At 52.9% G+C, this 18,497-nt stretch carries 18 protein-coding genes and 1 tRNA gene; 10 read left to right on the forward strand and 9 right to left on the reverse strand.

Annotation, left to right across the window (positions count from 1 at the left end; all coding sequences use genetic code 11):
• Positions 1–212: 212 nt before the first annotated feature.
• Together WKK33_RS05600 and WKK33_RS05605 are read right to left on the reverse strand one after the other, a co-directional pair.
• Positions 213–1,205 (reverse strand): glycosyltransferase family 2 protein, encoded by a 993-nt coding sequence (locus tag WKK33_RS05600; RefSeq protein WP_337932872.1) that lies wholly within the window; start codon positions 1,203–1,205, stop codon positions 213–215.
• Complete coding sequence (locus WKK33_RS05605) at positions 1,202–2,716, reverse strand: oligosaccharide flippase family protein (protein ID WP_337932873.1); 1,515 nt, start codon at positions 2,714–2,716, stop codon at positions 1,202–1,204. The genes WKK33_RS05600 and WKK33_RS05605 overlap by 4 nt, the downstream gene beginning before the upstream one ends.
• A gap of 121 nt (positions 2,717–2,837) precedes the next feature.
• Here WKK33_RS05605 and WKK33_RS05610 point away from each other — a divergent pair, with 121 nt between their 5' ends.
• The 5 genes from WKK33_RS05610 to WKK33_RS05630 all read left to right on the forward strand — a co-directional run bounded on the left by WKK33_RS05610 (position 2,838) and on the right by WKK33_RS05630 (position 7,179).
• Complete coding sequence (locus WKK33_RS05610) at positions 2,838–3,791, forward strand: glycosyltransferase (RefSeq protein ID WP_337469009.1); 954 nt, start codon at positions 2,838–2,840, stop codon at positions 3,789–3,791.
• A 5-nt stretch (positions 3,792–3,796) separates the two neighbouring features.
• Positions 3,797–4,915 (forward strand): glycosyltransferase family 1 protein, encoded by a 1,119-nt coding sequence (locus tag WKK33_RS05615; protein ID WP_337932874.1) that lies wholly within the window; start codon positions 3,797–3,799, stop codon positions 4,913–4,915.
• Positions 4,916–5,136: 221 nt separating this feature from the next.
• Entirely contained in the window at positions 5,137–5,946 is an 810-nt protein-coding gene (locus tag WKK33_RS05620) for a hypothetical protein (RefSeq protein WP_337932875.1), read from the forward strand.
• A gap of 594 nt (positions 5,947–6,540) precedes the next feature.
• Positions 6,541–6,759, forward strand: coding sequence for a hypothetical protein (locus WKK33_RS05625; protein WP_337932876.1), 219 nt, complete (start codon positions 6,541–6,543; stop codon positions 6,757–6,759).
• Positions 6,760–6,762: 3 nt separating this feature from the next.
• Positions 6,763–7,179 (forward strand): DUF6717 family protein, encoded by a 417-nt coding sequence (locus WKK33_RS05630; RefSeq protein WP_337469013.1) that lies wholly within the window; start codon positions 6,763–6,765, stop codon positions 7,177–7,179.
• 218 nt (positions 7,180–7,397) lie between these two features.
• On the opposite strand, the gene WKK33_RS05635 is transcribed toward WKK33_RS05630, so the two are convergent.
• The 7 genes from WKK33_RS05635 to WKK33_RS05665 all read right to left on the reverse strand — a co-directional run bounded on the left by WKK33_RS05635 (position 7,398) and on the right by WKK33_RS05665 (position 12,601).
• Positions 7,398–7,471, reverse strand: a tRNA-Asp gene (locus WKK33_RS05635).
• A 167-nt stretch (positions 7,472–7,638) separates the two neighbouring features.
• Positions 7,639–8,178 (reverse strand): GNAT family N-acetyltransferase, encoded by a 540-nt coding sequence (locus WKK33_RS05640; protein ID WP_215760728.1) that lies wholly within the window; start codon positions 8,176–8,178, stop codon positions 7,639–7,641.
• 27 nt (positions 8,179–8,205) lie between these two features.
• Complete coding sequence (locus tag WKK33_RS05645; RefSeq protein WP_337932878.1) at positions 8,206–9,405, reverse strand: glycosyltransferase family 2 protein; 1,200 nt, start codon at positions 9,403–9,405, stop codon at positions 8,206–8,208.
• A gap of 44 nt (positions 9,406–9,449) precedes the next feature.
• On the reverse strand, positions 9,450–9,851 hold the full coding sequence (locus WKK33_RS05650) for a hypothetical protein (protein ID WP_337468616.1): 402 nt from the start codon (positions 9,849–9,851) through the stop codon (positions 9,450–9,452).
• A gap of 76 nt (positions 9,852–9,927) precedes the next feature.
• Positions 9,928–10,536 (reverse strand): recombination mediator RecR, encoded by a 609-nt coding sequence (gene recR, locus WKK33_RS05655; RefSeq protein WP_215760731.1) that lies wholly within the window; start codon positions 10,534–10,536, stop codon positions 9,928–9,930.
• A gap of 3 nt (positions 10,537–10,539) precedes the next feature.
• The gene (locus WKK33_RS05660; RefSeq protein WP_215760732.1) at positions 10,540–11,025 is read right to left on the reverse strand and encodes an outer membrane beta-barrel protein; all 486 of its coding nucleotides are present in this window, start codon (positions 11,023–11,025) and stop codon (positions 10,540–10,542) included.
• A gap of 64 nt (positions 11,026–11,089) precedes the next feature.
• On the reverse strand, positions 11,090–12,601 hold the full coding sequence (locus WKK33_RS05665) for a carbon starvation CstA family protein (protein WP_337932885.1): 1,512 nt from the start codon (positions 12,599–12,601) through the stop codon (positions 11,090–11,092).
• 187 nt (positions 12,602–12,788) lie between these two features.
• Here WKK33_RS05665 and WKK33_RS05670 point away from each other — a divergent pair, with 187 nt between their 5' ends.
• From WKK33_RS05670 to WKK33_RS05690, 5 genes are all read left to right on the forward strand, one after another.
• Positions 12,789–14,345: a family 10 glycosylhydrolase gene (locus WKK33_RS05670; RefSeq protein WP_337932886.1), complete on the forward strand. Its 1,557-nt coding sequence runs from the start codon at positions 12,789–12,791 to the stop codon at positions 14,343–14,345.
• 63 nt (positions 14,346–14,408) lie between these two features.
• Positions 14,409–14,918 (forward strand): nitroreductase family protein, encoded by a 510-nt coding sequence (locus tag WKK33_RS05675; protein WP_337932880.1) that lies wholly within the window; start codon positions 14,409–14,411, stop codon positions 14,916–14,918.
• A gap of 322 nt (positions 14,919–15,240) precedes the next feature.
• The gene (locus WKK33_RS05680) at positions 15,241–15,762 is read left to right on the forward strand and encodes a hypothetical protein (RefSeq protein WP_337932881.1); all 522 of its coding nucleotides are present in this window, start codon (positions 15,241–15,243) and stop codon (positions 15,760–15,762) included.
• Complete coding sequence (locus WKK33_RS05685; RefSeq protein ID WP_337932882.1) at positions 15,755–17,386, forward strand: hypothetical protein; 1,632 nt, start codon at positions 15,755–15,757, stop codon at positions 17,384–17,386. Before WKK33_RS05680 ends, WKK33_RS05685 begins: the two co-directional genes overlap by 8 nt.
• Positions 17,387–17,944: 558 nt before the next feature.
• Complete coding sequence (locus WKK33_RS05690; RefSeq protein ID WP_337678039.1) at positions 17,945–18,328, forward strand: hypothetical protein; 384 nt, start codon at positions 17,945–17,947, stop codon at positions 18,326–18,328.
• Positions 18,329–18,497: the final 169 nt, after the last annotated feature.

Below are 18,497 nucleotides of genomic sequence, written 5' to 3' on the forward strand. Positions count from 1 at the left end.
CCAAAAAGTTTTTCACTTTTTTATACCAATTTAATGCATTCTAAACAACAAAAAAGTTCCCTATGTCCTCCTTTTCTTCTTTATTGTCCAGAAAGCCATCACACATCATTGGGCCACGAGGCTACGGGTGGGCCACTTACACTCCTATTCCAACACCAAACAGGCAGATATAAGCCCTGGCCAGCACCAACCGAAGCAAAGGCCGCAAAGGTTCACAACCGCCCCATCAATTTGCGCAGGAAGAAATAGCCATTCTCCTGCAACATAAACAAGCGCCAATGTCCTTTGCATGGCATATAGCCCACCTTTCTCCTTAACGAAGGTTTTATACGCTGCCCTTCCATTGAGCGCCAACTGTCTCTTATCAGCGCCAAGGCTCTACGCTGCGCAAATGTGGACAAGCTTGCTCGATGCTTGAACCACAACATGTACATATCCACCACATTCAGCCAACGATGGTTCTCGTAGAGATTTAGCACATCGTCTGCCACACGGAGCGCCACCAACTGCCGTTTCATGCTCTGGTTGGCCACCAAATAATCGAACCGGCGCAGGTTAAACTGGTGAGAAACAGACGTTTGCCTTTGCCGATAATAGTAGGTTCCCTGACATGTTCTCACCTCACGCGACGCCAAATAATGAAGGCGCGTGGTGTTATCGTCGCTAAAGGCACGGGCGCTCTCGTCATAAGGATATCGCTCATGGATGGTGGCGCGCACCATATAAACTCCGTGGATCTTCCACGTGAGCGACAGCACAAACGCTTCCTCGCCCCGTAAAACCTCAAAAGGCTTCATCGGAAACTCGTCCTGACGGCTTTCATTATAATAATATAAGGTGTGAAACAGTACGCTATCGGTCGAAGGATGAGCCTGAAACACACGCACCGCTTGCTCCAAACAGTCATCGGCCATCCAATCATCGCTATCAAGAAAACACACAAATTCTCCCTTGGCTTGGCGAAGGGCCACGTTCCTGGCATGCGCCTGCCCTTGGTTTTTCGGAAGCGCGACCACCTCTATGCGCTCATCGAGGTCCGCGTAATGTCGCAACACAGCCAGCGACTCGTCGGTGGACGCATCGTCGACACACACCACCTGAATATCGCGAAGCGTTTGCCCACGCAACGACTCAAGGCATTGGGGTAGATAAGCAGCCGTGTTCCATACAGCCACAAGGATTGTTACTTGGGGCTTGCTCATCATTCATTGTTTTGGTTGGACGATTTGCGAAAACGCCTCAACAAGCGATCTTTCAACGCCTGCCACAAATTGGATTTGGAATGCAGCACCCATACCGACAGGACAAGCGACACGGCGGCAAGCAACAAGCCAACCACCCAATAAAGCCATCCTTCAAACGCGTAAGTGCCCAAGAAGGCCAATCCGCCCAACGGCATTTGAAGGAGCGCGTAGAGTTTCACTTCGCGCGAGGCCACAAACCTATAGCGCCAGTGCGAATAGGCCATCACCACCACAAAATTGAGCCCACTGGCAAGAAGCAATCCCAAGCCTGTACCCCACAGGGAGAGGTAATGGTAGCCCAATATGACAAGCACAACGAAAGCGATGTCGTACACAGCCTCCAGCAACAGGTAAGCATGCGAGTCGCTCCGCGACAGGGCGATATACTCCACCGGCAAGGTGAGCGCGCGGAAATACATGGCCAGCACCACCACCTTCATCATACCGAGGATGGGCAGGAAATGGCCACTATAGAGCAACGGCAGAAGGATGGGCAGGAACACCAAGAACAGCACCAGCAATGGAGACACCAACAACAAGGACACCTCCATCTGGTGATTCACCACTTGGTTAAGGCGCGCGCCGAGCGTGGGAATGCCCGACAGACGTGGGAAATAATCGGTTTCCATTGCCGAGAACACCATGCCGGCATAGGTCATCGTCATCACATAGCCCGCATTGTATAATCCCACCGCCGTCAGTTGGCCCGACGTGCTCAGGTAAGACCTAACCACAAACTCGGCTCCACTACCCAAGATGCCTGCAAGAACAAAGGCCATTCCCAGTCTCACCATACCCAATCCCTCGCCCAACAATGTTCTCGACAATGAGAACGAGGGCGCATAGAGCCGGAACGAGAACACAATGGTGGCCAGGCATTGCATGAGCGCAAACAGAACAAGCGACAGGACGATACCCGACTGGCCAAACTCATAATAAATAGGGACAGAGCACAATAGCGCCAAGAACACGCAACAGAGCGATATGAGCGCCAACGGTCGCAACTTGCGCACCCCCTTCAAGACAGCCGTCTCGCCACTGGTGATGGCCATCAGGCCCACAACGGGCGACAACAAGACAAAATGAAGGGTGTGGTTGCCCCAGGTAAACGTCCACTTGTCGAAAAACGGGCTAAACACGATGCACACCACCATTCCCAACAACGCCGTGAGCAAACTCCAAGAACGCACCAAGCGCACCGCATGGCGCACTTTTTCGTCGTCACCCGTGTCGTAGGCCTCCGACAAATTCTTCACCGCACTCATCGACAAGCCGAAGTTGGTGGAGTCGCTCACCAACTTAATGGTGGAATTGAAAAGCGACACCAACCCCATGCCGTCTGGGCCGAGAAGAAGCGCAACAAGCTTATTGCGCACTATTCCGACCAGAATGCCCAGTCCTTGCACACCGCCGAAAAGGCTGGTGTATTTCAAGATATGTGAATAGGAGTCGTCTTTTTCCTGTTTTTCCATTAATATTTTAACGCTAATCTTCTCATATTATTATAAAAATAGTAACTTTGCATCATCATTTAGCCTATTTTTTCGCACATGCCACATGTGCAAGGCTATCCCACTTGAGATTTTGAGCATTATGGAGAACAAGAACGACCGACCTCTCGTCAGTTTCATCGTGACGACCTACAACTTGCCCACCACCTTATTGTGCGAATGCCTCCAAAGCATTCTCTCACTCTCGTTGAGCAAGGAAGAACGCGAAATCATCGTTGTAGACGACGGCTCTGAGGTGTCGCCTCTGAACGACTTGGTGGAGCTTCGCGATAAAATTGTCTACGTCAGGCAGCGCAACAAGGGATTGTCGGAAGCCCGCAACATGGGTCTGGTCTGCGCACAGGGTAAGTTCATACAGTTTGTCGATGGCGACGACTACCTGATACAGGCTCCTTACGAGCATTGCCTCGACATCGCCCGATACAAAGACGCCGACATCATCCTTTTCCACGAGACGGAGGAAGAACAGCCCGAGGTACCGTTCGAGTGTAACGGCCCCATGACGGGATCGGCCTACATGCACCAGTACAACCTCCGGGCGTCGGCATGCGGCTACTTGTTCCGCGCCAATATTTTGGGCACCCTGCGGTTCACGCCCAACCTGTTGCATGAGGACGAGGAGTTCACGCCCCAACTCTTCCTGAGGGCCGAGCACATGTATTTCACCCCATCGAAAGCCTATTATTACCGCCAACGGTCGGGCTCCATCACCCAAGAGGACAACATGCGCCACATGGCCAAGCGGCTCGACGATACCGAGAGCATCATCTTGCGCCTGCTCGACATCGCCCAACATTCGCCCGAAATGGAACGGGTGGCGCTCAACAGGCGCATCGCCCAACTGACGATGGATCATCTTTACAACATCATCCAGCTAACCCATAGCGCCCGCCACCTCAACGAGGCCATCGAGCGATTGCGCAACTACGGACTGTTCCCCCTACCCGACAAGAACTACACCAAGAAATATGTGGCTTTCCGGAAGATGATCAACACCAAGCTGGGACGCCGCATCCTGCTGCTTACAATCAGATAAGACGCATGAGGATACTGCTCATTGGAGAATACAGCAACGTACACGCCACCCTGGCAGAAGGCCTGAGGGCCTTGGGCCAGCAAGTCACCGTAGTGAGCAATGGCGACTTCTGGAAAGACTACCCACGCGACATCGACCTCTCGCGCCGACCTGGCAAATGGGGAGGATTGGCCTATTTGGCGAAAACCATGGCCACGCTCCATAAGTTGCGCGGCTACGATGTGGTGCAACTCATCAACCCCATGTTTCTCGAACTGAAGGCCGAGCGCATCGCGCCCATCTACAAGTATCTGCGAAAGCACAACAAGAAGGTGTTCCTCGGAGCATTCGGAATGGACTACTATTGGGTTCACGAGAACATCACGCGTATGCCCCTTAGGTATAGCGACTTCAATATCGGCAACCGCCTTCGCGACGACGAGCCGGCAATGAGGGAAAGGCGCGACTGGATAGGTACGGCCAAGGAGAGCCTCAACAAGATGATTGCCGAAGATTGCGACGGCATCATCGCCGGGCTTTATGAGTATTGGGCCTGTTACGGTCCCTTGTTTCCCCACAAAACCACGTTTATCCCCTTCCCCATCAAGCCCAAGACGCAACCTATGGCCCATCAGGAGGGCAGCGCCCCACACCCCCTCCGGCTATTCATCGGCATCAGCAAAGGGCGTTCGGCCTACAAGGGTACCGACATCATGCTGGAAGCAGCCCAAGCCATCAAGACAAAATATCCCCACTTGGTGGAACTGCGTATTGCCGAAGGCATTCCTTTCAACCAATACACCCAGATGATGAATGGCTCCGACGCTATTCTCGACCAGCTCTATAGCTACACGCCCTCCATGAATCCCTTGGAGGCCATGAGCCGTGGCATCATCTGCGTGGGCGGAGGCGAACCAGAGAATTACGACATCTTGGGCGACAACGACCTCAGGCCCATCATCAATGTGGAGCCGACCTGCGAAAGCGTTTACAACGCCCTGGAATGGATGGCGACCCACCTCGACGAGGTGCCACGCCTCCAAGCGGAGAGCATCGCTTACACGGAGCGTTATCACCATTATGTAAAGGTGGCGCAACAGTACCTCGATTTCTACCAATCAACAAGCCGAGCAACCCCCAAGTAGCCATTGGCCTGTTTGGGCGCTCCGTTCTCACGCCCCTTCTCACGCCAAGGAAGCGTTCGCACAAGCCTTGCTTTGCTCATCTGGCATAACGAAAAGCGCAGATTGCGTCGTTGCCGAAAACACATTCTGCAACAAACATCCATATTGCATGAAAAAACAAAGGTGATTTGTTTGTAATTTAGGATTTATATAGTATTTTTGCAGCAACATAAAAAATAACTATGAAAGAGAAAAAAGCGATTACGCTAAAGACATTGACCAAGAGCAATGTATGGGATATTCAGGAGAATGACGTCTTCCGCATGTGGACGGCAGCCGAAAAAGACGTTGACCTGAAAGACTACGCACGCAAGTACTTAGACATTATCCGAAGCGCATTCGAGGTCGAGGAAGTCAAGATCGACAAACCCGAGATCATCAAGAAATATGAGGCGCGCGGATTGAAAGTTGGGACGATCCGGATGGACGAGAACACCAAGCAGAAGATCGCCATCAAGAAGAAGCCCATCTCTCGCGTGACCGATCTTACTTACGAGAACATTCGCCACATCACGGCCACCAAGCTCATCGAAGTGCTTGAGCGCAACTTTGGAGGCGGCTGGGACTCTCTTCCACAAAGTATCCAAGACATCATACAGAGCGGATTCGACATCTCCACCACCACCCTTCCCAAGGACCGCATGCACATGCCCGGAGGTCTTTACGAAAAGAAGGTGAACGATGGATATGAGGTGTTGGAAATACCGAAGGGTTTGTGGATTGAGGCCATCTTCGCAAAGGAGAAGCCGCAAGTGGAGGTCTTAAAGAGCAGAATGAGCAGCCTCGACGACTTGACGCGCGGAGGCGACCTCGATGACGACGACGATGAGAACATGGATCTTCCGTTGGACGATTTCAAGCACGATGAGGACGAGGACGACGACTCGTTCGACGACGACAAGCTGACCGAAGAAAGCTATCGCACCACTTACGAGACCGACCCCGAGGACCTGATCAACGAGGCCGAGGACATCTCCGACGACGAGTACTAAGAATTCTACCATCAAGAAACAAGCATAAGATAGGAGACAAGCATCAGCATGGTGCTTATCTCCTTTTTTTATTGTCCTTCACTCTATTTGTTAAGGGAAAATAGCCAACAAACTATATTGAAAACTACAGCATTTTTTGGAACGAGAAAATAGTGGGACGCAAATAAGCGATTCTCGCACACTTTTAATAACCTCCTAATAATCAGATCGTTACCAATTCACACCTTCAATTAGTCCTTGTTTTTCCTCATCTCTCACCACGAAAGATGCCCTTTCGAGCCTCGAAACATGCCAAGACGAACCACGCAACATGCCAAAACGCAATGCGATAGATGGTTTATCGCAACTCGAAAGATGCCCAATCGCAAATACGACGCTTCCCAGCACCATTTCTGCTCCTTAAAATTTTCCCATGCGTGCGCTATTTCGCCCGAAAAAGCCAACAAGCTTTCTGACCAAACGACCTGACAATTGCTATTTCGGCAACCTCCGCACCCATGCGAGATATCAGGTGGGTTGCCCTATTGATTGCTGTGCGATGGTCAAGGTTGTGGCAGGGTGGAGTTTTCGTTTGGTACAAAAATTGCTCCATGATTGAAAGAAACACCTCCAAAAGGAATGAGTTCCTCGGATTTTATCTGTATCTTTGCCACGCCTGTTGAAGATTCACTTGATTTCTATGGCAACACTAAATTAAATGTATCTTCCAACACGGCAAAATCCCTGAGCCAGCCCGTCCTGCCGCTTGCCAAAGCAAGAACTGTTTGTTGCTCAGGAACTTATATAGTTAATAACCATAGTGTTGCGGAATGAAGGATGAACTATACAATAAAAGACCTCACACAAGGTGCCAAAGCAATGGCAAGAAGTGTATTTGGAAAAAAGGCAGAATACCAGCTTCAGTTTAACCACGAAGAGGATGGCTTGTGGTATATAGATTACCCCAATTGGGCATTTGAGCATCATAACCTACTAATGGTTAATGGTGCGGATGAGCTCTGTGCTTTTCTTTCTGATGACGACAAATTCACAAAAGTAAGTGTTATCCCATCAAAAGAAAGAAAAGAGCACAAAGGGTATTTTGAGCTCGAGCAACTTGAGAGTGGACTTACAACGGGCAGTACATACAAGGTAAACAACCTCGAGGGTTTCACCAGAAATATATGGATATGTCCTGTAACGTTGTTTGTATTAGGACAATATCCCAAATTTATATATGTAAAGAAACTATAGGCACTTCGCAGCCAACTACCGTAAAGGGCCTACACCCATGTTGCCGATTTGGGATAATAGTTGTAGCACACATTTAGGTGGAACTTATTGGGCACAGCTCCTCTCAGGGGTTGTGCTTTTTCATTTTATGAATCATGAGAATCAGCTAACCACGATTTGGGTTTAACCACCACCAAACAAATAAACAAAAAAGCGAGAAGCATTTAGCTCCTCGCTTGCGGTGCGTACGAGACTCGAACTCGTGACCTCCTGCGTGACAGGCAGGCATTCTAACCAACTGAACTAACGCACCTTAGAGTGTTTCTAACACCTCTCAGTGTTCTTGTTCCTTATTTGCGAGTGCAAAGGTAGCTATATTATTTGTAACCACCAAACATTCTTGCATCTTTTTTCGAAAAAAGTGATGATTGGCATGATTTAGGCATAAACCGGGGGCGTTTTGCCAACCCAAGGCACCCATCACTCTACCGGCAATAGCCTTTGATAAAAAATTACATCATGATAATGGTCTCCATCGAAGATCCAATCGCGCAGAACGCCCTCCTTTTCGAAGCCTGCGCCTTCAAACAACCGGATGCTGTAGGGATTGTTTTCGCCTACCAGCGCATACAGTTGATGGAGATGGAGCGTGGCGTGGGCGTACCGAAACATGTGTGCCATGGCGGCGAGGCCAAAGCCTTGGTTGCGGTATCGGTCCAGGATGACGATCCCCACCTCGGCCCTTCGGTGTTGCGGATTGAAATTCATCAGGTCGACCATACCTACCGTATCGCCATCCCGATTGCAAATCATCAACCTCACCTGATGGTCCACATAGATGTCGCCCGAAGCGCTGGCTATGTACTCATGGAGGGCATAGCGCGAATAAGGTTTGTTGGTCACTCCGACGCTCCAAAGCGAAACATCGTTTTCCACCTGGTAGAGCAAATCGAGATCCTCGGGTTCGAGGGCACGCAACGAGATGTCGCCGTAAGATACTGTTGGCTTATGTGCTTCCATATTCTTATGGTTTATTGGAAAGCGGGGTTAACCCATGAGAACTTGACTATTGGTAACCAACCTGTTTTCTTCAGGATACCAGAAGGCGATGAGGCTACGCCCCCCGAAGGTGGCGGAGAACCTTCTAAACAGATCTGCATACTGGTGTTGCGACATGTCGAAGACCTGATAAACCGTCTCGGACACATTCTTCGCGCCGCCTCTCTCCTTTGCGCCGCCTCTCTCCTTCCACGAATCGGCGCTTTCGAAAACGGCTTGCAGGCCGTTCTTTTCCACAAGCTGCAAGCAACGGTCCTTGTGGGCGTCGGATGTATGGAACACGAAAAGCGGCTTCTCTTTCACCACGGGCTCAACCAGGTGCATCCTGCAACACCATTTCTCCCATTGCACACCCATGATGGAACAGGTGGCCTTCAGGTAAATGGCCATCTGGAGGGGTGTGGACATCAATCGGGAGAAATGCCTGAAATGCTTTCGCACGAAGATCAGCATAGCCTTGTAGAAGACCGTCACATATCGGAAACTCGACTTTTGTGTGCTTTCGCCCTTATAATGCAATATTCGGAGAGGGAGATACCAGTTTTCCCATCCTCCCTTCAGGATGCGATAGCTCAGGTCGATATCCTCGCCATACATAAAGAAATCCTCGTCGAGGAGCCCCACCTCATCGAGCGCCCGCTTCCGCATCAGGCAAAACGCGCCACTCATGATTTCGATCCTTGCGGGACGATCCCACGGAAGCCAACTCATGTAATAGCGCGCAAAGCGACAACTGGTGGGAAAGCGTCTGCACAGTCCCGCCATTTTCCAAAACGCCACGGCTGGCGTCGGTATGCCCCGACGGCTCTCCATGGCCTCGGTGCCATCGCTATTCAGCATGCGCACGCCCACTCCTCCCGACTTGGGATGCCCGTCCATGAAGGCCAGGGCCTCCCTGAGAACGTTTTCGCCCACCACGGTGTCGGGGTTGAGAAGCAGCACATACTCGCCTTGGCTTTGCCGAATGGCGAGGTTGTTGGCCTTCGAGAAACCCAGGTTGGTATCCGACGCCACATATCTCACCCAGGGATGAACCTGCTTAAGGTAATCCACCGACCCATCGACGGATGCATTGTCGACCACGATAACCTCAGCGCAGATACCCTTTAGCGCATGTTTCAACGAATGTAAACATTGCGCCAAATAGTATTTCACGTTGTAATTAACAATGACTACTGAGAGTTTCATGGTTCTTTTCTAAATCTTTGAATACAAAAGTGTTACGTCCGCCCCTACTCCATCTTTTCCTCCGCCTGGCATCTGGCTGCCGAGGGGTAGACGAAAGCCATGGTCAACAAGCCAATGATGGCCATGTAGCCAAAGCTGGGATGAACAAACTGATAATACATGAACACGTTGACCATCATGGGGACGGCCAACAGGCACAGGCGGATGGACCGCCAAACGGGCAACTGCTTAGAAGGGTTCTTGCGGATGGCCTTGTCGACCCATTTCAGGCGAAAGAGCCTGAGGGCCAAGGGAATCAGGACGATGGTGACCAGCTCCATGACCAGCGCGCAATAATACTCCAACTGCTTATCGCCAATATAGCCGCCTTCCATCAAGGCGCCACTCTCGAAACAGGCCACCATCGCGCCACAGATGGCGATGGGTGCCCAAAATGTCAATTTCAATCTTCTGAGATGATTCATAACATGAGTCGTTAAATCGCAATCGGCCTCATGGACCGATAGGGTTTCCGTTGCGCCCTCAATCCATGAGCGTGCGGTTAACAATCGACCGTCCCAACGTCACCTCGTCGGTGTATTCCAAGTCGTTTCCAACCGAAATGCCACGGGCGATCATGGTAACTTTCACATGGAGCGGTGCCAACTGCCGGTGAATATAAAAATTGGTGGTGTCGCCTTCCATGGTGGAGCTGAGCGCCAAGATAATTTCCTTCACGTCGTCGTTATCCTTGACACGCTGAACCAACGACTCGATCTGCAAGTCGCCAGGCCCCACACCATCCATCGGCGAGATAACACCTCCCAGCACGTGGTACAGGCCATTATACTGCTGGGTGTTCTCTATGGCCATCACGTCCTGCACATTCTCGACGACACAAATCGTCGATCGGTCGCGCCGGGCATCGGCGCATATCGGGCACACGTCGTCGTCGCTGATGTTATGGCACACGCTACAATACTTAATGTCCTTCCTAACGTGCAGCACGGCATCGGCGAAGGCCTCCGCCTCGCCCACGGGTTGGCGCAACACATGCAACACCAGGCGCAAGGCGGTCTTCCGCCCTATGCCTGGCAGTTTGCTGAATTCTCCAACGGCTTTCTCCAGAAGAACAGACGGGTATGTTTCCACGGCTTAGAGATAAACGCCGAATCCGATCTTGAAACCGATGGTGCTATAATCAGAGTGGTTCTTGAAACTCTGCTGATAATAGATGCTCGGCTCGATGGTTACCGTGCGGCTGATGAAGTAGGCGTAGCCCACCTCCACACCAGGCATGACATCGTTGTAGCTGTGGAAGCCATGGATAAACTTGCAGTTGGCTCCCAGGAAGATGCCGTTCTGCACAATGTAATAGCGGCCGCCAACGCCTGCCGAGAGCAGGTCGCCGGCATCGCTCTTCCCCTCGTGGTTGTAGGCTGCCTCGCCGAAGACCATGAGGTTGTCATCGACCATGTAACCGGCCTTGGCTTGCACGCCCAGGCTCAAGTCGCCAATGCCGCTATAGTTGAGGTTCAAACCGGTGAGCGACGCTCCCACATACGTCTTATCCTTTTCAAACTGCGCACTCGCTGTAACCGAGATAAGGAGTGCAGCCAATAGCAAAATTGTTTTTCTCATATTTCACATAATTTAATTATACATACCTTTGTTAGGCCCATCATTTCCACTCACCCCTGTGGCCTCATGCGCGCATGGTCTTGCCATACCATGCGAAAAAACACACGCAAGCCGCCACCAGGATCACCACGCTACCCGTATAGCCTATCGTTGCGCCCAATCCCAATGCCATGGGCGACACCAACAGGAAGGTGCCACACACCACCGTCATGAACACGGCCGGCACGAGCGTGATGACAAACGATTTCTTCTCCTGCACCAGGTAAACCGTTATGGCCCAAAGAGTGAACACGGAAAGCGTTTGGTTTGACCATCCGAACCATTGCCAGATGGTGTTGAACCCGTCGGGGTTGCCTATCTGCCAAGCCAGCAACGCTATGGCAGCCACAAACATGGGCACGGCGATGGAGAAGCGCTTCGCCACCGATTTCTGGCTAACGCCCAACGCGTCGGCGATGATCAGGCGCGCCGAGCGGAAGGCGGTGTCGCCACTGGTGATGGGAGCGGCCACCACGCCAAACACGGCCAGCACGCCTCCAAACACGCCCAGCCATCCGGTGCACACCTTTTCCACCACATTGGGTGCGTTGAAAAACTGCACCAGCGTCTTTCCTCCATCGGCCTGCGCCAAGAAGGCGTTGGCCACATCGGGACCGACCACCTCGCGCCATCCTCCATAATAGAAGAAATACATCGACACCGTGGCCCATATCAGCGCCACGATGCCCTCCGTGACCATGGAGCCGTAGAAGATGCGACGGCCCTTAAACTCCGAGTCGAGGCACCGAGCCATCAGAGGGCTCTGGGTGGCGTGGAACCCGGATATGGCGCCGCAGGCTATGGTGAGGAACAGGCAAGGGAACAACGGGTTCTTCGCCGCGAACGACGTGGCGCCCAGCAACGAGGCGGGGGTGTTGCGGTTCATAGCCTCCGCCCCGCTCCACAGCTCAGGGATGGCGGGCATCTTTATGAACAGGCACACCATCAGGGCCACAGCCATGAACAGCAGGGCGAAGGCGAAGATGGGGTAAAACTTGCCGATGATCTTGTCGATGGGGAGCAAGGTGGCCAACATGTAATAAACAAAGATGACGGAAACCCACCCCATGGTGCTCCACCCAAAGTCTTTGAGGATGAGCGCCGGACTATACACGAAGACCACGCCCACCATCATGAGCAAGAACACCGAGAACACGAGCATCACCCGCTTGGCGTTCTGGCCCAGATAACAGCCCACGAGCTCGGGCAGGTTGGCGCCGTGGTGGCGCACGCTGAGCATGCCCGAGAAGTAATCGTGGACGGCGCCCGCGAAGATGCACCCAAGCACAATCCACAAGTAAGCCACCGGACCATACCACGCGCCCATGATGGCGCCAAAGATCGGGCCGGTGCCCGCTATGTTCAGAAATTGGATCATAAACACCTTCCAACCGGGCAGCACCATGTAATCTACGCCGTCGGCGTTAGCAACGGCTGGTGTGGGCCGGTCGTCGGGGGCAAACACATGTTCAACAAACTTGCCATAGAGCAAGTAGCCAACAACAAGTGCCAATAATGAAATAGCAAACGAAATCATCTCTGACATTAAGTTTAAAACTATTGCAAAAGTAACGTTAATTTTTGGAATAACGAAAATAATATGTACCTTTGTCATCAAAAATAAACCAAAAATGCATAAATTTTCTTTCCTCATATACATCCTGCTTTTGCTGGCCTTGCAGGCAAAGGCTGTAGTGCTTCCTCCTTACTCCGACTTCAACCACATGCAGAGCCCCAAGCATGAGGTGCGTGCCGTGTGGCTCACCACCATCGGCGGGCTCGACTGGCCCCATTCCTACGCCCAAAGCAAGAACAGCATTGCCAAGCAGCAGGCCGAGCTCTGCACATTGCTCGACCAGTATGCCAAGGCGGGCATCAACACGGTGCTCATACAGACACGTATCCGCGGAACCGTCATCTACCCATCGGCCTACGAGCCTTGGGATGGTTGCCTGAGTGGGTTCCCTGGCACAAGTCCCGGCTACGACGCCCTGAAATTTGCCATCGACGAGTGCCACAAGCGGGGCATGGAGCTGCACGCATGGGTGGTGACGCTGCCCATGGGCAAATGGAACAAGTTGGGATGCAGGAAGTTGCACGCAAAATACCCGGGCCTCATCAAGAAGATTGGCCCCGACGGCTACATGGACCCCGAGAACCCACGCACCGCCACCTACCTGGCCGACATCTGCGAGGAGATCACGCGCAACTATGACGTCGACGGCATACACCTCGATTACATACGCTACCCTGAGACGTGGAAGATGCGGGTCTCCGCAAGCCGTGGGCGCCAAAACATCACATCCATCGTGCGTAACATTCACGACAAGGTGAAGCGGCTGAAGCCCTGGGTGAAGATGAGTTGCTCGCCCATCGGCAAGTTCGACGACCTGAGCCGTTATTGGAGCCACGGCTGGAACGCCTACACGAAGGTGTGCCAGGACGCGCAGGGCTGGTTGCGCGACGGTCTGATGGACGAACTGTTCCCGATGATGTATTTCCGCAACGACCAGTTCTTCCCTTTCGCCATCGACTGGGCGGAGCAGAGCCACGGCAAGATCGTGGCGCCGGGCTTGGGCATCTATTTCCTCGACCCCAAGGAGGGCAAATGGAACGTCGCCGACGTTACGCGCGAGATGGAGGTGCTCAGGCAGTATGGACTGGGGCACGCCTTTTTCAGGGGCCGTTTCTTCACCGACAACATCCAGGGCATCTACGATTTCGCCAAGCGGTTTAACGCCTCGCTGGCCTTGGTGCCGCCCATGACATGGCAAAGCGCATCGGCTCCCAACGCTCCCACCGCCATCGAGGTATGCAACGACGGACTGGCCTGGGAGGGCGACGCACCTTATTATAATGTGTATTCCAGTAGGACGTGGCCCGTCGACACCCACGCCGCCGAGAACCTCATAGCCATCCGGCGCGCGGCCCACTCGCTGAAGGTCAACACCCACGACCGCTTCTTCGCTGTAACGGCCATGGACCGCTACGGCAACGAGAGCCGTCCCCTGCAGAGCCATGAGGAGCGCGCGCAGCCCACGGTGGCCACACAGATGCTGGCGTGCGACGGCACGTGGCTGCAGTTGCCCGCCAAGCCCTCTACGCTCGACGCCGACATGGTGGCGTGCGAGACCGTCGAGGGCACGGTGGTGTGCACGGGTCCCTACGCCCACCGCCTCAACGTAGCGCGATTGGCCGAGGGCACCTACATCCTCCGGTCGCTCAACCGCAAGGGCGTGAGCCATCGGTTGGGCCACTTCCAAGTGCGCCGGCGCCTTTAGGCGACCGCCAGCGCGCCATGCCCATCATCAGAATCATCAACCCCAACAAAACCCGATTACACCATGAATATGCTCGAATTATCTGAGGCGCGCTTCTCGGCCCGCAAGTTCACCGACGAGCCCGTGAGCGACGCCGACCTCCACTACATTTTGGAGTGTGCGCGGCTGGCGCCATCGGCCGTCAACCGCCAGCCGTGGAAGCTGGTTGTGGTGCGCAGCCCCGAGGCTCGCCAGCAACTGTGGAGCGCCTACGACCGCAAGTGGTTCCGCACAGCCCCGCTCTACATCGTTTGCATGCGCAACAACCAAGCGTGCTGGACACGCCGCTACGACGACAAGCCGCATGGCGACATCGATGTGGCCATTGCCACGGAGCACCTGTGCCTTGCCGCAACCGAACGGGGATTGGGCACCTGCTGGGTGTGCAACTACGACCCCGCCATCGTGCGCAACCTGTTCCCGTCTGCCGATTATGAGGCCGTGGCCATCATCCCCATGGGCCATGTGGCCGCCGACTGCCCACGCGCAGAAAAGAAACGCAAACCCCTGGAGGAGATCGTTGAGGAGCGATAAGCCCTCCCCGCTCCCCCGCCAACTTATCATCGCAACCCCAACTATCCAAGCTACGCCAACGGGTGGGGCTTGGACATCTTGGGGTTGCAAGCCCTGAGGCCAACGCCGTGGCGGTGGGCCTTGTGGCGGTGGGCTTATGGGTGCTGGAACCATGGCAACGACCTTAAAGTGAAAAAGTGAAAAAGTGGAAAAGTTTCTATGGCTTGCTTCTAACCTTGTGCTCCTACGAAGAATTTAACGGACTATTGCGGTTGGTTTTCAGCAAATTGTTTAACTTTGCAAGAGGAAAGGGGGAAGACCGCTTCCTGCGTGTATGAAAAGCATGACAGGACTCCCCAACCAGCGTAACAATCTAAAAAAAGAACCTATGGAAACCATCAAGCTCATCGTGAAATGGGTACTGATCATCGGTGCCATCATCCTCTTCGACCGAGCCTGCTCGCCGCGCGACATCAGCAAGATGCCGCCACGCATGGTGCTCATCGAGAGCTACAGCATGTACAACCCCGCCGGTATAAAGTCTGCATACCAGAAGTTCGACTCGCTGAGGGCAAACGCTCCCTTTGCGCAGAGGAGCGACAGCCTGGAAGCCTCCGCAGAAGCCAACACCGCCAAGGCCGATACTTCAAAGGCGACGATGCAGCAGAAGATCGCGTACTACACGCAGGGCTTCAGGTGCTTCACCTATAGAGAGACGGTAGCACTGAGCCTGCCGATAGTACTGGTTGTGTTTCTGCTGCTGATTATGGCGAGCTTCTACAAGATGAGGAGCAAGAAGACCAGAGTGAAACTCTCGCATGGAGCAAAGGGTATAGACGCTACGGGAGGAACCAAGCATGAGTGAATACAGAAAGAATGCGGTGCGCACACTCACTGCCGCCCAGATGCAGGAGTTCCGCAAAAAAGCAAACGCGCTGTGCGACGCAGAGAAGAACTACAAGGGGAAACGCTTTGGCGACACATTGGAGGTGGTGGAAGCCTACGATGCGCCCATCTATATGGCCATGCTCAAGGCACAGCGCGACAGACGCACGCTGTACTTCTCAGAGCCCGCACCTACCACCACCTACCACCACCCCACGGTGGTGGACTTCGGTCAGGTGGATGTCGCCGGCATGGCACCCTTCCCCACACGCTTCACCAACATGGAGACGAAGATAGATATTCCCCACTCCAGCGAGACCATCACCTGCAAGCGCTGTGGCGGCGAAGGCACCGTGACCTGCCGCCACTGCAGCGGCAAGGGCAAGGTGACCGTGGAGGAACGATGCAACTCGTGCTATGGCCAGGGCTACAAAACCGTCACCAGACGAGAAGTGCGCTATGTGCGTAATCCCGACGGGAAAACTGTACCGGAGGTCACACAAGTGCCGATAAGAGAGACCTGCACACGGTGTGGCGGAAGCGGCAAGATAGCACACGAGGAGCTATGCCCCACCTGCCACGGCTCCAGGCGAGTGACCTGCCCGGTGTGCAACGGCTCAGGACGACTGGAGAGGCACATGGTGATGCGGCATGAGCAGTATGTGGATATAAGCAAGCGCTACATCACACCCGACATACTGTCATCCAACGACAAACGGGAGCTGGAACAGACACTCAACAAAATGAGCGGGGGATGGAGTGTGCGCAACAGCTATGACATCCAGGGAACGGCATTCGACAGCTGTGAGGGACTGGCCCTGCCCGTGGTAGGAGGCATCGTGAGAGACGTAACAGCACACCAAGGCTCGTCAAATGGCAACAGACTGTGCTTCAGCACGCTATACGTAGCAGAATGTAGCTGCACAGCCATCAGATACCGCTTCGAAAGAAAGGAATACACTGCCGTCATCTATGGCGGAACGGATACGCTCTTTGTGGCCACCTCGCCCATCTCGGACTACTTCAACGAACTGCGGGACAGCATCGAGAAGAGCGCCGAAAAGACCAATTACGGCCAATCGTGGAAAAAGCTGAAGCAACTGGTGGAATCGAGCCAGGCCACCAACGAGGACCGCCACACGCTGCAAAGACTGGAGCAGAGACTGGAGGAGACGGCCATGGTGGGACACTTCACGGGACTGGTGATAGCCATGGTGCTTCTCTTCCCACCGCTCAACTGTTATCTGGCATATTTCAACATCGTGGCTCCCTGGACCGACCTCATCTACCACTACGCCTATCCGGCATGGGCAGACAGCACAGTGCGAGCCCTGGTGGGACTGGGTCTGTCCTTCTGGTTAATAAAGGACGGGATGCTGCTGAGCAAATTTACCTGGCAACACGAGTCGGGAGCCGCCCGCTTTTGGCTGGGTCTGGCCAACGGAATAGCGGCTATGTTGATCTGCACACTGCTGATTTGCATAGCAAACTATCTGGGCCTCATCCAGCTGCTCATTGCGTTCATCATATTGATTCTGGGCCTCATCTCCTTCCTCATATCGATAGTTATCGCTATCGTCATGGCGGTGACCCGTATCTTTTAACCTACATCGGTCATTAGGATTTCTCTGTGTCGTACGGCAAAGAGAAATCCTTTAACCCAAAACGGTCATTAGATTTCAATTCTTGTTAGTGTTTGTTTCGAGCAGGTTGCGACATTCTCGTTGAAGCCATAGCGGGCTATGGCGAAACGCGAATGGAAGCAAGATGCCGAAAGAAACGCTGACAAGAGTTGGAAAGAAGCTATAAAATCATAATAACTCACCTATTTCGGTCTAATGACGATTTGGGGTTAATTATCCCCATATAGACAAGAATGCTTGTTGCGTTTTTAGTGATCTGGCCAAATATAGTATGTGCTTGTCTTTTGTTCTCCTCAGATAGGCTGGTGTCGATATCAACCCGAATGCGACATGTGGCAACGACCTTAAAGTGAAAAACTGAAAAACTGAAAAGTTGCCGCACGCAAAAACGCCGATTGCATCGCTGCAACGGGTGGACGGCGAATTTCTTCGATAAAAATTTGCAATCCGTGAGTTTTTGTGTACCTTTGCGTATCACACTATCTTAAACCAAAATCGACATAAAACATGAGAAACGGAATGAAAGTCCTAATCAGCTTATTATTTGTAGCCATCGCAGGTCTATTGATTACAACCACCGTCATCAACATGCGGCAAGTTTCGACGCCAGCGTCGAAGGGCGATGTCGTTATGTTTGAAAAGCCTCGCGGCGTTGTTCCTGGCACATCATTTCGTGTAACGGAGGTGCTACCCAATGGCAACGCTTTGGCGATGGGGTGTGAAGAAGAAAGCGGGAATTGCATCCCGGAAGTTCTCTTTGTTGGCGATAAGAGCATGCCTTATTATGACGGGCAAATGATAAGTGTGCCTAAGGGTAAGGTTGCAAAACAAACGGGAACGCTCCGCTATGGGTCACGAAACAACATGAAGACTGTTCCCATTGTAAAAATAATGGCAGAGTAAAGGTTCTTCCATTAAGCCCAAATGCGGTCATTAGATTTCAATTCTTAAATCATAATCACTCACCCCAAATCGGTCTAATGCCGATTTGGCTTAAATGCGTGGATATGCGCCCCGAAGGGTAGGGTGTTCAAAATTTAGATATAAATCTGACATAAAAAGTGCAAGATTT

It is taken from the genome of Hallella sp. (assembly GCF_037460745.1).
GTDB classification, from domain to species: domain Bacteria; phylum Bacteroidota; class Bacteroidia; order Bacteroidales; family Bacteroidaceae; genus Prevotella; species Prevotella faecis.

Coding starts and splice junctions, on each gene's coding strand:
- WKK33_RS05685 (WP_337932882.1), top strand. CDS start 15,755: ATGAGTGAATACAGAAAGAATGCGGTGCGCACACTCACTGCCGCCCAG.
- WKK33_RS05605 (WP_337932873.1), bottom strand. CDS start 2,716: ATGGAAAAACAGGAAAAAGACGACTCCTATTCACATATCTTGAAATAC.
- WKK33_RS05665 (WP_337932885.1), bottom strand. CDS start 12,601: ATGATTTCGTTTGCTATTTCATTATTGGCACTTGTTGTTGGCTACTTG.
- WKK33_RS05615 (WP_337932874.1), top strand. CDS start 3,797: ATGAGGATACTGCTCATTGGAGAATACAGCAACGTACACGCCACCCTG.
- WKK33_RS05675 (WP_337932880.1), top strand. CDS start 14,409: ATGAATATGCTCGAATTATCTGAGGCGCGCTTCTCGGCCCGCAAGTTC.
- WKK33_RS05620 (WP_337932875.1), top strand. CDS start 5,137: ATGAAAGAGAAAAAAGCGATTACGCTAAAGACATTGACCAAGAGCAAT.
- WKK33_RS05600 (WP_337932872.1), bottom strand. CDS start 1,205: ATGATGAGCAAGCCCCAAGTAACAATCCTTGTGGCTGTATGGAACACG.
- WKK33_RS05645 (WP_337932878.1), bottom strand. CDS start 9,405: ATGAAACTCTCAGTAGTCATTGTTAATTACAACGTGAAATACTATTTG.
- WKK33_RS05610 (WP_337469009.1), top strand. CDS start 2,838: ATGGAGAACAAGAACGACCGACCTCTCGTCAGTTTCATCGTGACGACC.
- WKK33_RS05660 (WP_215760732.1), bottom strand. CDS start 11,025: ATGAGAAAAACAATTTTGCTATTGGCTGCACTCCTTATCTCGGTTACA.
- WKK33_RS05680 (WP_337932881.1), top strand. CDS start 15,241: ATGACAGGACTCCCCAACCAGCGTAACAATCTAAAAAAAGAACCTATG.
- WKK33_RS05670 (WP_337932886.1), top strand. CDS start 12,789: ATGCAGAGCCCCAAGCATGAGGTGCGTGCCGTGTGGCTCACCACCATC.
- WKK33_RS05690 (WP_337678039.1), top strand. CDS start 17,945: ATGAAAGTCCTAATCAGCTTATTATTTGTAGCCATCGCAGGTCTATTG.
- WKK33_RS05640 (WP_215760728.1), bottom strand. CDS start 8,178: ATGGAAGCACATAAGCCAACAGTATCTTACGGCGACATCTCGTTGCGT.
- WKK33_RS05630 (WP_337469013.1), top strand. CDS start 6,763: ATGAACTATACAATAAAAGACCTCACACAAGGTGCCAAAGCAATGGCA.